A 15,880-nucleotide genomic window follows, 5' to 3' on the forward strand; every position below is an offset into this window, starting at 1 on the left:
TCGGCGTAAATTGCTAAACGAACGGAAATTGGGGAGGGGGAGCGTATGACTCCGAAGGAGAGGCTGCTTCGCGCGTTGAATCGTGAGAAGCCTGATAGATTACCCGCTACAGTTCATAGCTGGATGACTTATTATTTGAACCATTATCTGGGGGGAGTCGATCAATTTGAGGCCTACAGGCGGTTTGGCCTGGATCCCGTGATTTATTATACGAAATTTAAGGAAGCGCCGGTGGGTCCATCGTTGGAGCTGCTATTCTTTGAGCTGTTTGAGGGGCCGAACTGGCATGTCGCGTATCAAATGATAAGGCAGGAAGGCGATATTACGGAGTACGCTTTTGAGATCGAGACGCCCGGCGGCAAGCTCACCAAGAAGATGGCCACCAACCAGTATACCGCCTGGGTTACGGAGTACCCGATCAAGGAGCTTGAGCAGATAGAGATCGTCAGGAAGTATATGCCAGTCCCGGAGCTTGATAAGGAAGCCATCAACGCAGTATACGATAAACTGGGCGACGACGGGATATTGCGGAGTTACGTCGCAGGAAACCAGCCAGGCATCTGGCAGGATGCATGCACGATGGTGGGCACCCAGGAGATGATCTTTCACGCGATTGACAATCCCGGTTGGGTTCACGAGTTCTTGAGAATCCTCCTTGAGCGAAAGCTCGCCTTTGTCGAGAGCATGAAAGGCGTGAAATACGATCTTATCGAGAACGGTGGGGGCGATGCATCGTCCACAGTTATCTCACCAAAGATGTTTGAGGAGTTTTGCCTGCCCTACGACCGGCAGGTGCATAAGGCGCTCCACGACCTGGGTTTCAAGGTTACGTATCATACGTGCGGTGGGATGATGCCTATCCTCGAGAAGATCGTGGCAAACGGTTGCGATGCCTCCGAAACCCTCTCCCCACCCGATATGGGTGGCGATGTCGACCTCAGAGAGGTGAAGCGCAGGATCGGTGACAAGGTTTGTTTGATAGGGGGCATGGACCAGTACAATATCCTCGGCAGGGGGACTCCCGAGATGGTTCGCGCCGCAGTTAGGAAGTGCTTTGAGGAGGCGGGGCCGGGCGGGGGCTACATAATGATGCCGTGCGACCATTTCTTCCATGCACCTGTGGAGAATATCCAGGCCTACGCTGATGCGGCGCGGGAGTGCGAGTACTAGAAGCGGAGTGCAAGAATCGCTTAGACTCCTCGTGATTTTTGAAGCCTAATTTTTTCAGGGTCCATCGTTAAAAGTTGCCTGGCTTAATAGTCTCTGTGGGCGTCTATTAGGGGCTTTACTTTTTGGAGCAATCTATGGCCAAATCTAGGGAGGTAATGATATAATAAAAAATAGAATAGAAACTGCGGTATTGATAAACTGCGGAGTTAATGGACTTACGTTAATTATGGTGGTGGTACGTGGCCAAGATCAGGTCAGTATATGACGCCGGGGGCGATAAATATGACGATTCAGATTCAGAAGCGGTTTCTAGTCCGTATCCCGCCCGATGTTCGCAAGGAGCTCGGCCTCAAGGAGGGTGATCATCTCGAGGCTCGGGTGGAAGGGGGACGCCTCGTGCTGGTTCCAATGAAAACCCTACCTGCCGATCAGGCTTGGTTTTGGACTGAGGAATGGCAAAAGGGAGAGAGAGAGGCGGACGAAGATATACGTTTAGGCCGGGTAATCAAGTGCAAGAGCGTGAATGATCTAGTTCGTGAACTCGAGAGATAGGCTATGCAGTTCGAATTCACGGAACGCTTTAAGAGGGAATATAAGAAGCTGTCGTCTGAGGTTAGGAAACAGGCTCAGCAACAATTTCAGCGCCTATTAGATGATCCGACGCACCCATCTCTTCGAGTTAAAAGAGTGCAGGGAACCGACAACATATGGGAGGCCAGCGTCAATATGTCGGTGCGCTTCACTTTCCATGTTCGAGGAGACTCCTACGTCCTACGGACGATCGGTGACCATAAGCGTGTATTCCGGCAGCCCTGAGGAGAGGAGAGCCATTGCTTCACTTTTCGTAAGACCTCTGGATCAAGAGCGTTCATACTTTCTGAGATATATTCAAGCTAGACAAAATCAGTCTGGATATATCATTCGTCCTCTTCTTTACTGCTTTTAATTCTCAGGAATCGCTTAAAATCCTCGTGATTTTTGAAACCCAGTTTCTTAAGCTGTCTGTTGTACCATTCGGTGCCTGTATCTCGGCCCCCTGGCATGCATATGAATATCGATTCTCAGCAGGTTGCCATGTCCCAAAATCCCAAAATACCATCTTTACAGCCGTGCAGTCGCGTATTATAATAAAAATGGCGCAGGTGACCTCGTAGAGAAGAGCGGGGGATAGGGGATGGAACCCCCGCCACGCATCTGATCAGTCGTTCCCCCTTGAGGCCCTGCGCCGCTTGGTTTACGCTTGGTTTATCTACCCTTGCCGGGGCTCAATCGAGTTCCATTCCTAATTATCTTGTCGACCCTTATGGCTTTCAGCCTTCACCTCTCAACCATGCGGCGATCTCTTCTTCACCAGGATCTACCGGGTCTGCCTTAAGGCCGGGTATATACCTTGTAGCCTCGTAGAGGACCGGCGCAACATTCCCGTGGACGCACGCCACATGGTGTATGTACGGCCCCTTTATGAATTTCTCTTCCCACTTAGGCCAGTCGTTGACCTCGACCCAAACGTAGGTGCCCCTGGTCATCGGCCCGTCCACACCGCGGCCGTGGCCCATAAGGAGCGAGTACTGGCCGCCGTCGCCGTCGAACCTGGTTATCGTGATGTCACCGCCCCTGATCTGCCACTCGCAAACACCAGGGCATCCATTCTCCTGGGTGTAGTTTCTATCTACCCTCGCATGGGGGGAATTCTCCGCCTTAAGAGAGAGCGGGAACGGCCCACAATGCCATATCAGTTCAGCGTTATCATTATCAGGGTGCCTGATCGTAAGATCTGCGAAGAATATAGGGGTCTCGCCCATCCGGGCGGCCTGGGCCATGATCGCCGACACTGCACCATGAATATCTGTCTCACATACGACAGGAAGTCCCGCATCAGTAAGCTCCGCGTTGGCGAAACAAGGCATGATGCCGAGCGCGTCCTGAAGCGCACTCCAGCATTGAATTGCAATCGCGCTGCACCCTTCCCCGGTTGCCCATTCTTCCATAGTGAGCTTTAGGGCCGCGATTCGTTTGATAATCTCATCGTCAATGTTGTGAAATTCAACTTTGCCCTTGAACTCTTCTACAGTTGTCTTCAGATTAGTATCGTTCTTTGCGATTCTAGAGTTGACGGAATTTACGATCTCCACTAGACTGATGGGCACAATTTCTATCCCGAAGCGTTCCAGGAGCTCTCCCTCGTTGACCATGACGGTCCAGAAAGCTGCGGGTCTTGTGCTTATTTGACCGATCCTCAGGTTTCTAAATGCCTTCACAACGGCTGACGCAGCCAAGAAATTCTTGACGCCCCTCTCAAATACAGGGTCATTTAGCCGGCTGTTGACGATGTATGTGAACGGAACGCGAAGCCTGCGAAGGATCTTGCTCGTCGCAAACAGGCCGCACTGGGTGTCCCTCAGCCTCATACCGTCCGGAAGCGGGGCCTCGTCGCGCGGCCCCCAGAGGAGAAAAGGCTTGCCCATAATCTTTGCAAGCTTCGCTACGGCATCCTCCGTGCCAAAGTTGCAGTGGGGGCTGAAGACAGCATCCACGTTTTCCTCCTTAAAGCGTTGCGCTATTTTGGGGGCGTCCGCCGCATCATATAACAAGCCTTCCTCGTTCAGCCAATCGATGGTTATGAGCTCTATCCCCCAGCCCTTGAGTTTTTCCTCCGTGAGCCGCTTGTATTTCGCTGCGTCCTCCTTGCTAAATATGTTTCGACGAGTGGGTGCATATCCGAGCTTGATCTTGTGACGATTAGCAGTTAGACGTGTAGCATATGTAGCCATTATTCATAGTCCTCCTCGATGTTTTACCTCAGTTTTATCTTAATGTTTTATGTTTTATAAGGTAGCCTTTGAAAATATAAGCTACTGGAATTGCTATTGGGATCGTGCGATCTCTATTAGCGCAACAATATTTTCAACGGGTACATCGGCCGGAATGGCGCCCGCCGAACTTAAGATATACCCGCCACCGTCCCCCAGCATATGCATGACTTCTCTAGCCGTCTTTCGGACATCATCACTGCTCCCATACCTCAACGTACTTTGGGCGCCGATACCACCAAAGAGGCAAATATCTTTTCCCCACCGCCTCTTTATTTCATACACATCCATACATTCGGGTTGCACGGGATTAATGACGTCCACCTCAAGCTCAACGATATCTTCGAATATTTCAAATACGTCCCCACATGTATGGATGAATACGGGGAGGCCCGCCTTGTGGACTTCCGCATACATCATCCGGAGTCTAGGTTTCAAATACCTGCACCAGTAAGTGGGCCCCATGATCAGGCCCTTCTGCTGTCCCCAGTCTTCCACGAAGCGTATCCCGTCAATATTGAATCTGGAAAGCTCCCTGATTAGGGCGATATTGAACTCAAGGGCCATATCAAGCAGGTCATTTACGAAGGTAGCGTTTCCCCCAAAATCGCAGAGCAGGTTCTCAAATCCGCGAACATGCCATGCTAGATCAAAAAGGCCGAGCAAGCTTACCACGACCATCCTGTCTTGGTGTGCTTGAATAAAGCTGGGTAGATGTTCAAACCGTTTAGGATCTCGCGGGTCTGGGAGTTTGAAGGTGCTAAGATCAGGTTCCTTCAAGGGGAAGTCAATGATGCCTCCCCAGTCTCCCATGTCACGCCACTGACCTTCCTTACGCCAGGTGACGCCGAATTCGTCGCGCACAAGGTCTGGATCCTCTGGGCGCGTAGTGGAGTCGCCCGAACTCGTCGAAGCTTCGGCGATGTCAACTCTAGCAAGATGATTACCAATGAAATCTTCTACGTCATGAATAGGTACTCCGTAGTACGCCGCGATTCTTCTTGCAGTAGCTCGGGTGAGGTCGATATGATACGGAATTATGTCAGAGGTCTCGTGTTTTATGGCTCGCTTCACCCTTTCCTTCGGGAGCATTTTTCTCACTCCTTCCCATGAGCAAGTCTTACCTCGCCCGATTATACAATGACTTAGAGTTTCGTGCCCTCGACAGCTTCAAAGAAGGCCAATATATTCTCCCAGGGTACGTCGGGTTCGAGTACGTGAGTCGGGGCAATCACATAACCTCCGCCAGCCCCCAGTATCTCAATAGCCTCTCTTACCTTAAACCTTACTTCATCCGGAGTCCCAAAAGGCATGGTAGTCTGAGTCCCAATCCCTCCCCAGAAGCTTAAATCCCTTCCATATCTCCTTTTCAAGTTCGCTATAGACATGCATTCAGGCTGGATCGGGTTGAGTATATTTACACCAATCTCGATAAGGTCGGGGATCACGGGTTCGATATATCCATCACTATGATAAGAGATAAAAACCCTGGGGTTAACCTTCTTGGCAGATTCAATGACTCTCAGAAGTCTGGGCTTAAACCATTCTCTCCACATTTTCGGGCTCATTAGCATTCCCCTCTGGGTCCCGATATCGTCACCGACCCTTATAATATCCACCCCCGACTCTGCATAGCGTCGAGCCATCTGACAACGTATCTCCGTGATTTTTTCAAGCAATACAGTCGCAAAATCCGGGTTAAAGGCTATATCCTCAAAGAGCCTATCCATCCCTCTCATATGCCATGCTATTTCAAAGATAGTCCATTCCATGTAACCAATAACCGCGAGGCCCTGATTCTTATAGCGCTCAACCTCGGCATCGAGGTGAGCATGTCTATAATCCGCCATGATATCAGGGAAGGGGTATTCTTCAAGCTCTTTAACGGAACGCAACTTCGTCATCGGGTGTACAATATGGATGAAGTGATATTCCGATCCGGGAATCTGGCCTACTCCCCATTCACCGATCTCCCACCCCGGATTATTTGGCATCGGTGGAACTTCGTCGTAGTATTTACTAAAATCCGCGGTCTCCCTGGGAGGTTTGAAATAAACCTCTCGCATTTCCATATTAAAATAGGTCGCCGGATCATCCGAGCCGGTCTTTGCTTTGAAAATATCAAGAAGAGGGGGCGTGAACTTCGCCTCCTTTGGCATTTTCTTGACAGTCTCATGATTTAGCACGGATAAAACCAATTCCCTCCCAGTAATGGCCGTTCACCTCCATGTTAACCCTTAATAGCACCGGACATAATGCCTTCAACGAATTGCCTTTGAAAGGCAAGGAATAGAATAATTAGGATTGACGCCCCGAGGAAGCTTCCCGCCAGAATCGGACCGTATTGAATTTCTCTGTGGAGGCCTACTAACTTGGTGAGAGCCAGCGGTACCGTGAACATTCGGTCCTCGCTAAGCACTATAAGAGGCCACATGAAATTGTTCCAGCTGCTCATAAATAATATCAAGCCTAAAACAGTCAGCGCTGGCCGGCTTACGGGCACAATTATTCTATAATAAAGGCCAAAATCTGAGCACCCATCTATACGACCGGCATCAACAAGCTCATCTGGTATCGAATTCATGTACTGACGCATGAGGAATATACCAAATGGGTTGGCAAGGAATGGGACGATGAGTGGATAATAAGTATTTGCCCAACCTAACTTGGCGGTAATAACAAACAATGGAACTACAATAGCCTGGAAAGGAAGCATCATGGTCGCTAGCATCAAGAAGAATAACGCATTACGCCCAGGAAAGCGATATTTAGAGAACCCGAAACCACCCATGGAGCAAAAAAGTAATGTCAAGGCGGTATATGTAGAGGATACAATTGAGCTATTCAGGACTGCCCTTCCAAACTTGGTTACCTCTAGTAACGTTTTGTAATTGGTCAATTTGAAACCCTCGCGAGGGAAAAAGGTGGGGTGCACAGAAAATATTTCGCTTGTATCTTTGAAAGAGCCGAGAAACATAAAGAGAAAGGGGTAGAGGAAGATTATACAACCCAGGATAAGCACCGCGTGTAGAGCAATTTTTGTTGCCAGGCTTTTGACTCGGTCTACCCGATTATATCCTGTCCTTATCGTCATCATGATTGCTAGCTCCTCCATTTTGGCTCTTTGATTGCCTCAGCCTCGCTCTTGAAATAGGATGAATTGAAGATAGCTTAAGAGAAAAACCAAGAACGATATGACAATCGCTATGCTCGAAGCATAACCGAACTTGAAATAGTTGAATGCGACATAGTAAAGATAGAGAGTGAGGGGAGTGGAAGAATAATTGGGTCCTCCACCAGTCAGGACGTAAGGTTCGTCAAAAAGCACGCTGAACGTTCCTATAGTTGACATAATTAGACAAAAAAGTATAGTCGGTTTCATCAAGGGAATAGTTATGCGAAAGAATGACTGAGTTGTCGTTGCGCCGTCTATGCTCGCGGCTTCGTAAACATCGGGAGGGATCGTCTGTAAACCAGATAACATCAATATCATATTATACCCAACCCATTTCCACGTAACTACAATTATGATCGCCGCCTTTGACCAATCCGTGGATAACAGCCACGGAAACCTTGGCAGCCCGATTGTAGCTAGAATGGTATTTATGATGCCGAATTCTTGGTCAAAGAATATGGAGAATACAATGGCCACGACTATTGACGCCGTAACATAAGGGAGTAAGTAAATAGTGCGAAATATTGACCTTGCAACTACGAATTTTGAATTAAAGACAAATGCTAGGATAAGTGCCAGAAAGGTCATTAATGGTACATTGCCTAGGAATATATAAACGGTATTCCAAAGACTCCTCAAGAAGATAGGGTCCTGAAATAGGTACTGGTAATTTGATAACCCAACATATTGCCATTTTCCAAGGCCAACCGATTTTTGTACACTCAATCGCAAGGAATAGAGTATCGGGTATAGCCAAAAGGTAGCGAAGAGAATATAGAAGGGTGCGATGAACATATAGCCAGCTCGATGGCGCCATAAGGTTTTGATTATCGAGGATTTAGCCATGACCTAACCATGTCCCCCTTATCGAGAGGGGAGGGCCACCCATAGGTGTCCTCTCCCCATCTTATGCCGCGGTTCGGCAGGTTGATTTGTCTTTCGTCTACTTGTATTGCTTGGCTATATTATTTAGTCGCTCAATGAGCTTGCTAATAGCTTGATCGACAGGTTCTTTCTCGATCATAACGTCGCCCATAGTCTCGGTGGCCGCCAATATCCCTTCTAGATACGCCGGCGGTCGATAATAGGCAACTGGCACTGATGCCTGGAGATCGGCAAACAGCTTGTTTATCTTTTGAGGTCCAAACAAGGGTTCGGTATGATTTAACACTTGCGGATCCTTCAATGCGGGTAAATATGCCGGGAATGTACCATAGGCTGCCTGGACTCGCTGTCCCTCCACCGTGGCTACAGCGTGTTCGATAAAGGCCCATGCGGCATCAACATTCTTGGAGAGTGGACTAATCCCAAGATTGGACCCACCTAGATTACTCGTCCTGACCCCATTAGATCCGAAGCTCGGTAAAGGTGCGATTCTCCATTCTCCATATCCGCCGTCCCCAGCTTTGATGTAGGACTTATATACGTTAACCATCCAGGCTGCCCCTACGTATGTCACTATACGTCCATCGCGCATGGCGCTCCAGAATGCTGGGGTCCAGCCGTTAACATAGCTAGTAGCCCCGGGGTTATAGGTGATCCCGGAATCAAACATATTCTTCAGCAGTGTCAAGGTTTTTTTCGTCTTTTCCCGATCCAGAGTTACATCCCCTGCACGATTGAATACACTGTTCTCGAGCTGTCTGAACAAGGCTTCTATCCAATATGTGTCACCAGTGGTAATTAGAGAAGTTATTGCGTAATTCCCTTTGGCCCGGAATTTCTTGCCTACAGCTATGTAATCATTCCATGTTTCCGGAACATTCAAGCCACATTGCTTGAAGATATCTTGCCGGTAATACAAACCTACAGGACCCACGTCCCACGGTACTGCATACATCCTTCCCGCATCGTCTGCGATCTCGGCCATCTTGTATGCGACGAATTTATCCTTAAGCGGCTTCATACGGTCAGTGATGTCAAGCAATACACCTTTCTTTATATAATTTTGAACATGGACACCATCAATGCCTATGACGTCTGGTGCTCCGGAACCCGCGGTTGAAGCTGCAAGAAACTTTTGAACTATGGGATCACCTGCGGTAATAGCAATAATCTTTACATTCACGTTCGGATACTTGGCATGGAAGCTGGGTAGGGTTGTCTCAAGCGACTCAACCGCCCCAGGCCAGGCCCACACCGTGATTTGCCCGCCTATATCTTTAGCCATGATAGACCCTGTAAAGCAAATCGAGATAGCGACTAAAATAAGGATACACGCCGCGAACAGATTGATTTTCCCGATAATCAGGCGCCGCATAATAACCTGCCTCCTCATAGTTTTTGTTCTCTATGCTTTTGTGATCGAGTACTACCGGACAAAGCAAAGCTATCGAGGCGTAAACATTGCCTAGCATATCTGTCGCTTACTTCTTCATTATCACTTCACTCTCCTCGTGGCCTTAGCTTAGGTCTTAATAAGCTAAAGGTCAAGCCTCTTTTGACATAGCCATGATCGGCGAGATTATGCCCTGGTCCAGGCTAGAATTCCCTGTCCCAAGGATGCGCTTTAACACAAGCGCGCCGGCCCCGATGGGAGATGAATCCCTTCCCAACCGGGCAAGTTCAATCCTTATTGCTCTCTTTGAAACTCCGAATACATGTTGACTACATGACCTCCGCGCCCCTTCTAGCAGTAGTTCACCTCCTTCATAGATTGTATTCCCCCCTAGAATTACGCACTCTGGATCCAGCTCATTCACGGCACTGGCTATGCCCAGGCCGAGATAATGTGCGAGTTTGTCTATGCTGGACCTGGCGACCTCATCGCCGGAACGCGCAGCTTCAAATATGATTTGCGATGTGATCATTCGAACATCCCCTCCAGCCATAGATAAAACCTTCGTTTGCGTGCCCGCCAGGACGCGGTTACGGACGTCGGCTACCAGGGCCGTCCCTCCAGTGACGGTTTCCAGGCACCCGCTATTGCCACACCGGCACCTCTTTTGAGGATCTCCCATCGGTGAATGCCCGACCTCTCCGGCGCTTCCATTGGCACCCCTGTAGATTTCGCCGTTTATGATTATGGCGGCTCCAAGCCCCTCATCCATATTGAAGACGACCACATGGCGGAGCCCTTTCCCGGCCCCGAACCAGAGCTCACCCAGGGCCATAGCCTTTACATCGTTATCCACCATAACCGGCACGCCGAATTCGTTTTCAAGAGTCTGCTTCACGTTGACGTTCTCCCAGCCGAGGTTCGGAGAGAAGATAGCCACACCGTTTACGGAATCCACCAGCCCGGTTATCCCGACCCCTATTCCTCTGATGCTTCTTGTGCCTATACCTGCAGACTTCAAGGCCTTCCGTATTAACCTTACAACTCTTTTCATACTGAGCCCCGCTGAAGAGTTAGGGGCATCCTCCAGGGGAGCTGGGTCTTCGGCCACACGCGATAAGATATTTCCCCTTGCATCCATTACGAGGGATACAAGCTCGTCGCTGAGTAACACCCCAACCATAAGAAACGCCGGGAGATTCAGCTCGAGTAGAAGGGGCTTCCTCCCGCCTGTAGATTCGCCCAGGTTTGACTCTTTTACGTACTCCCTATCCAGGAAGCTATTGACGATATCAGTAATTGTGGAGGGGTTAAGGCCGGTTATCCTGGCCAGGTCGGCCCGGGATATTGGTCCTAGATTCCTGATGGAATTGAGTACAACTAATTCGTTGATATTCTTGATTAGATTTAAGTCGCCGGTGATTCTTTTCACGCTTTTTCCCTTTCTTAAACCACGAAATTGTATGACTTGAAAACTCGCTTTGAACAAACAGATTTATCTACAAACTATATGGAATATATTGAGACTTAATTTCCAGAGACAATAATTTATTATATTGGCCTATGCTTATATTAATTACCTTCTACGCGGATTTAAGCATCGAGGAAAACAATATAACTTTATTGTCGCTTCCAATAAACTTTATTAATATAATTTGACAAGCGATCCGAAAATCCTTCTTCCTCGGGATATAAGTTTCTAATTTTTTTGCCACGCATAAGTTCCGGGATAAGAGAGTATCTAATATCAGCTTCATCCGCCGTACATGATGTCTGCCATCAGCATCGTCCATCAGGGACAGTGCTAGCTATTAGCACTGTCCGCCGGGAACAGTGCTGGCCATCAGCATCATTACCCATCCCAAGGGTTGCGCGTGCTAAGAGTATTTTGGGGCATGGGATGGGCGGCGTGTTTTTATGGTTCGTATGAAAGGAATTTGAGATGTCGCGTCGAAATGTTATTACTGGAACAGCAGATATGTAATTACATAGCCACGTGACACTTCAAATCAAATGTGGTCATGGGGCGACATAGGGATTGAATTGCATGCAGCTCGCGCCGGACGACTGCAGACACCGGGTCAGTAGGATGGGAGGCATATATATTGAGCGATATCGCGCTTAGAGGCACTGCGCTTAGCGATGCAACACTCAGCGATACGACACCCAGGGATATCACACTCAGGGAACTGCTCTACGCGGCGGATAGAGGCGGCTATGCCATACCCGCGTTCAATTATTCTGATATCTGGGACCTCCTGGCGATTGTCAGGGCGGCGGAGCGGGAGAAGGCCCCTGTTATCCTGGCCTCGAATCCGCTCGTCGTGGGGCAGATCGGGGCCGAGCTGGTGGGCCCCCTGGGAAAGGCTGTTGAGGATACGGCGGCGGTGCCGGTCATACACCACCTTGATCATTCAGAAACGGTAGAGCTGTGCCTGAAGGCTATCGATGTCGGGTTTAAGTCGGTGATGATAGACGCGTCAAAGCAACCACTCGAGAAGAATATCCGCACGACCCGAAGGGTTGCTGACTATGCCCACCAGCGCGGGGTGAGCGTTGAAGGAGAGCTTGGCCGGATCAAGGGCCGGGGATTTGAAGGCGGATCCGGAGATGAGGATTTTCTCATCAGGGTTGACGAGGCCGTGAGGTTCGTCGAGGAAACCCGCGTTGATTCCCTGGCCGTCGGCATCGGAACCGCCCATGGGTTCTACAAGGGCAAACCGGAGATCAACTTCAAGCGCCTCGATGAGGTTAACAGGGCTGTCTCAATCCCGCTCGTTCTTCATGGCGGTACAGGCATACCTGCGGAGGATGTCAGGGAGGCAATCAGGCTGGGGATAAACAAGGTCAATGTGGGGACCATGATCCATTCGACGTACATGAACGCTATGCGCGAGGAGCTGGTGCGAAGAGGACCCAGCCCGTACACGCTCGATGTCGTGAAGCCGGTGCTCGAGAAGATAACAGACGTTGTGGCGGAGTGGATAAGGGTTTGCATGGCCAGCGGGCGAGCGGCGGGGCTATCTCGACCGAAGGTAGCCCGGAAGGCGAACTTGGAATATTAATATTCGTCTGGCCCGGCAGAAGGAATTTAACCGAGTTTGTCGAAATGTTATTACTGTAGATGAAAAGATGTAATGACATATGCTATGTATTCTGTGTATTAAGAGACAGGAGCCGGATTCGCTTGTTGGATAGGAGTAATGCGACGCCCTATTATTTGCAGGTTAGAGAGGCTATTCTCAGGGAGATCCAGGAGGGCAAGTATCGCCCCGGAGATAGGATCCCGGCCGAGATGGAGCTTTGCGATCTTTACGGGGTGAGCAGGCCCACCGTCCGGCAGGCGCTTGATGACCTGGTGCATGAGGGACTTTTGCTCCGTGAGAAAGGGCGGGGAACATTTGTAACCGAGAAGGCGCCCTGCGAGCGGGCGCGGCTTACCTTCCTCGCCCCTGATTACCACGCTGAGCTGATCGGGCGCCCGCTGGCCGAGGAGTACATGAGGGTGCGCGGCGATGTCGAAATCGATGTGCTATCCGCGCCGTATGAGGCGCTTCCCGAGCGCTTCTACACGGAGTTCATGTATCACGCCGGCAGCATCGACGTAATCATGGTGTCCTTCTCGTTGATGCCCGAGTATGTCCTCGGGGGCAAGCTCGAGGTGCTGGATCCATATATAGATGAGGCGGGCCTGGATTTCACCGGGGACTACCTTACTGGTCCCGATGGGCGCCCCGTGATAGATCACACCTGCGCATTTCACATACCCGGCGTCGGTCAAAAGAGGTTCGGTATACCGTTTCAAAACGACGTTTACGTCCTGGCCTACAGGAAGGATCTCTTCGAGAAATACGGCCTGTCGGTGCCGAGGACGCCGGCCGAATACGTTCAGGCTGCAAAGGCGCTCACCAATTCTGTGGATGAAAGCGGGAGACGGGTCCCCTTCGGGACCGCGCTCAGCGCCAAGCGCGCCAGGTCCGACTTTGCGGAGGATTTCATAAACTTCCTCAGGGCATTTGGCGGGGATCTTTTTGACAGGGACCTCGTCCCCATCATAAATTCACCGGCTGGGCGGAGGGCCCTTGAGTTCTACAAGTCCCTTCTACCTTTCGCCCCGCCTGAGAGCATCAACTATAGCGTATTTGACAGCATAAGGGCGATGCGGGAAGGCAAGGTGGCCATGTTGATGAACTGGAGTTCCCTCATAGGGAGCCTCGAGGATCCCAACCTTTCTGAGGTGGCCGGCAGGCTGGGGTATGCGCTTTTCCCTCCCGATTGTCCCCAGGTGGCGGGCTGGGAGCTGGCGATCCCCTATGACTCGCCTCGCAAGGCGGAGGCCTTCGAGTTCATCAAATTCGCCACAGGTCCATCTCCAAATGTCGCCAAAGTCTACGCAAACCAGCGCGTCATCCCGTACTGGCGGTCTATTATCCGGGACCTGGCCTTTGTGCAGCGTAATCCCTGCGCCAGGGTTGTTGAGGAGGCATGGAGGAGGGGGCGAGGCCTGGGGCGTTATAGAGAGAACGTAGCCTTGATGGAGGTTACCTCGCTTTATGGTTCACATGCCCTTCTGGGAGTGCTAGATATAGATGAGGCCCTTGAGGAGATGAGCAAGGCCTTCAGCACGCTGATCAAGAGGGATGTGGCTTTCCGGCGCCTCGTTAACGATAGCAGGCTTCAAGGGCTTTCGCGAGCCACCGGATGACTGCCATGCCTGCTGCATAAGTGACTTCACCAGAGAATCAAGGGAATCCGGAGAATCCAGAGGATGGAAAGTCGGGCAGGGAACGAGAACAAGAACGGAGCGGTGAGAACAGGGCAAGGAGAACAGAGCCATGCGAACGGAGCGAGAATAATGATAATTACATCGAATTGGCATTGAACGAATCAGGGGTTTTGAGCGAATCAGGATATTAGGATGAAATAGGCAACTATACGGATTTATGCTATATGTGTGCTATACTTATGCTCCATATGCTCCATATGCTCTGTATGCCATGTATGCTATGTAATGGATTCATGGAGATATTCAAATGAATTATATGGGAGGGTTTAGGCAGTGAAAGCAGCAATCTTCGAGGCGCCCCGTAAACTGGTTTTCAAAGAGGTAGAGAAGCCCGTCCCAGGAGACTCCGACGTGCTTATCAAGGTCAAGGCGTGCGGCGTATGCGGCACAGACGTGCATACATTCGAAGGCGAATATATAGATGTGAAAAGTCCATACCCATTCATACCTGGCCATGAGATCGCGGGAGAGGTCGAGGGGGTTGGCAGCCTGGTGAAGGATTTCAGGCCAGGCGACAAGGTGGCCGTGGATCCGATAATCCCCTGCAACGAGTGCGAGTTCTGCAAGGCCAAGAAAGGGAACCATTGCCTGAACTTCGGTGGAATAGCGAGCACCCTGCCGGGCGGGTTCGCCGAATACGTAGTTGCGCCTGTAAAGAATGTATATAAATTCGAGAATGTGAGCTTTGGTGAAGCAGCCTTCGCCGAGCCGCTCTCGTGTGTGCTTTATGGCCAGCAGAGGGCGGAGATAGGCTTTGGGGATGATGTCCTGATCATGGGGGCGGGCGCGATCGGGCTGCTGCACCTGCAGCTTGCGCGGCGAGCCGGGGCCGCCAGGGTCGTGGTATCCGATTTGAAACCCGAGAAACTCGCCCTTGCGAAGCGGCTGGGGGCGTATGCCGCGGTAATGGGGCGGCGCGTTGATGGCCCTGGCGACGCTGATCATCCTGGTTGGGCTGGTCGCGCCAGTAACGATCAAGATTCCGGCACCGTGGATGAGGATGAGATTAGAGGGATCGCGCCCCTGGGCTACGATGTAGTCATAGAGGCGACGGGCGTGCCACAGGTATTGCAGGCGGCCATGGGCTACTTGAAACCCACCGGGAGGTTGCTTGTTTTCGGGGTCTACCCGCATCATTCGAGCATAACGGTGAACCCATATGAGGTCTATCGTCGCGATATCAAGATCATAGGGGTATTCGCCGAGAATAGAACCGTCGGGCCGGCCCTGAAGATGATCGAGCATGGGCTCGTAGAGACAAAATCGTTGATCGCCAGAACCTTCCCACTCGAGGGCCTGGGCGAAGCTATAAGCATGCTCGCGAGGGGCGAGGCCGGGGGTAAGCTCCAGATCATCTTCTAGCTTCTAGATTTTAGAGGCTCATCCAGTGGAATCCAATTATGATCCCTTGATAATCTCTGGCATGATGATCCTTGAGGGATGTCGATTGCACAGTCGTGACCTTAGTCGTGAGTAAGGCAGACAAAATAGCCAGTTAGTTACAGTTAGTTAGATGAACCATGGGTCGATCCGGCCCTCCTTGAAGAGGGGTGGGGCTGGTTATGAAAATTGGTCACACGGGAAGGGGGGGATGCTGTAAATAAGTAACCAGTAGGGTTTTCGCATACAATGGTCATCGTAGGGTTTGGTTTTCGCGAGGA

General features: G+C 50.6%; 12 protein-coding genes. 5 read left to right on the forward strand and 7 right to left on the reverse strand.

The window, feature by feature from the left end; translation table 11 throughout:
* Positions 1–45: 45 nt before the first annotated feature.
* Positions 46–1,170, forward strand: coding sequence for a hypothetical protein (locus tag HPY71_10475; protein NPV53934.1), 1,125 nt, complete (start codon positions 46–48; stop codon positions 1,168–1,170).
* Positions 1,171–1,431: 261 nt separating this feature from the next.
* Entirely contained in the window at positions 1,432–1,722 is a 291-nt protein-coding gene (locus HPY71_10480; GenBank protein ID NPV53935.1) for an AbrB/MazE/SpoVT family DNA-binding domain-containing protein, read from the forward strand.
* A 758-nt stretch (positions 1,723–2,480) separates the two neighbouring features.
* Here HPY71_10480 and HPY71_10485 read toward each other — a convergent pair.
* From HPY71_10485 to HPY71_10515, 7 genes are all read right to left on the reverse strand, one after another.
* Positions 2,481–3,941 carry an L-fucose/L-arabinose isomerase family protein gene (locus HPY71_10485; GenBank protein ID NPV53936.1) on the reverse strand — a complete coding sequence of 487 codons (1,461 nt, stop codon included), beginning with the start codon at positions 3,939–3,941 and terminating at the stop codon, positions 2,481–2,483.
* Positions 3,942–4,034: 93 nt separating this feature from the next.
* Positions 4,035–5,072: a hypothetical protein gene (locus tag HPY71_10490; protein ID NPV53937.1), complete on the reverse strand. Its 1,038-nt coding sequence runs from the start codon at positions 5,070–5,072 to the stop codon at positions 4,035–4,037.
* 53 nt (positions 5,073–5,125) lie between these two features.
* Positions 5,126–6,139, reverse strand: coding sequence for a hypothetical protein (locus tag HPY71_10495; GenBank protein ID NPV53938.1), 1,014 nt, complete (start codon positions 6,137–6,139; stop codon positions 5,126–5,128).
* 71 nt (positions 6,140–6,210) lie between these two features.
* The gene (locus HPY71_10500) at positions 6,211–7,077 is read right to left on the reverse strand and encodes a carbohydrate ABC transporter permease (protein ID NPV53939.1); all 867 of its coding nucleotides are present in this window, start codon (positions 7,075–7,077) and stop codon (positions 6,211–6,213) included.
* Between the two features lie 36 nt (positions 7,078–7,113).
* Positions 7,114–8,001, reverse strand: coding sequence for a sugar ABC transporter permease (locus HPY71_10505; protein ID NPV53940.1), 888 nt, complete (start codon positions 7,999–8,001; stop codon positions 7,114–7,116).
* A 97-nt stretch (positions 8,002–8,098) separates the two neighbouring features.
* On the reverse strand, positions 8,099–9,433 hold the full coding sequence (locus HPY71_10510; GenBank protein ID NPV53941.1) for an extracellular solute-binding protein: 1,335 nt from the start codon (positions 9,431–9,433) through the stop codon (positions 8,099–8,101).
* Positions 9,434–9,584: 151 nt separating this feature from the next.
* On the reverse strand, positions 9,585–10,865 hold the full coding sequence (locus HPY71_10515) for an ROK family transcriptional regulator (protein ID NPV53942.1): 1,281 nt from the start codon (positions 10,863–10,865) through the stop codon (positions 9,585–9,587).
* A 673-nt stretch (positions 10,866–11,538) separates the two neighbouring features.
* On the opposite strand from HPY71_10515, the gene HPY71_10520 reads away from it, so the two are divergent.
* From HPY71_10520 to HPY71_10530, 3 genes are all read left to right on the forward strand, one after another.
* Positions 11,539–12,498, forward strand: coding sequence for a class II fructose-bisphosphate aldolase (locus tag HPY71_10520; GenBank protein NPV53943.1), 960 nt, complete (start codon positions 11,539–11,541; stop codon positions 12,496–12,498).
* A 59-nt stretch (positions 12,499–12,557) separates the two neighbouring features.
* A complete protein-coding gene (locus HPY71_10525) occupies positions 12,558–14,138 on the forward strand; it encodes an extracellular solute-binding protein (GenBank protein NPV53944.1) in 1,581 nt (526 codons plus the stop codon).
* Between the two features lie 354 nt (positions 14,139–14,492).
* The gene (locus HPY71_10530) at positions 14,493–15,581 is read left to right on the forward strand and encodes a zinc-dependent alcohol dehydrogenase family protein (GenBank protein NPV53945.1); all 1,089 of its coding nucleotides are present in this window, start codon (positions 14,493–14,495) and stop codon (positions 15,579–15,581) included.
* Positions 15,582–15,880 lie beyond the last annotated feature (299 nt).

It is taken from the genome of Bacillota bacterium, assembly GCA_013178125.1.
Lineage (GTDB): Bacteria > Bacillota > SHA-98 > Ch115 > JABLXJ01 > JABLXL01.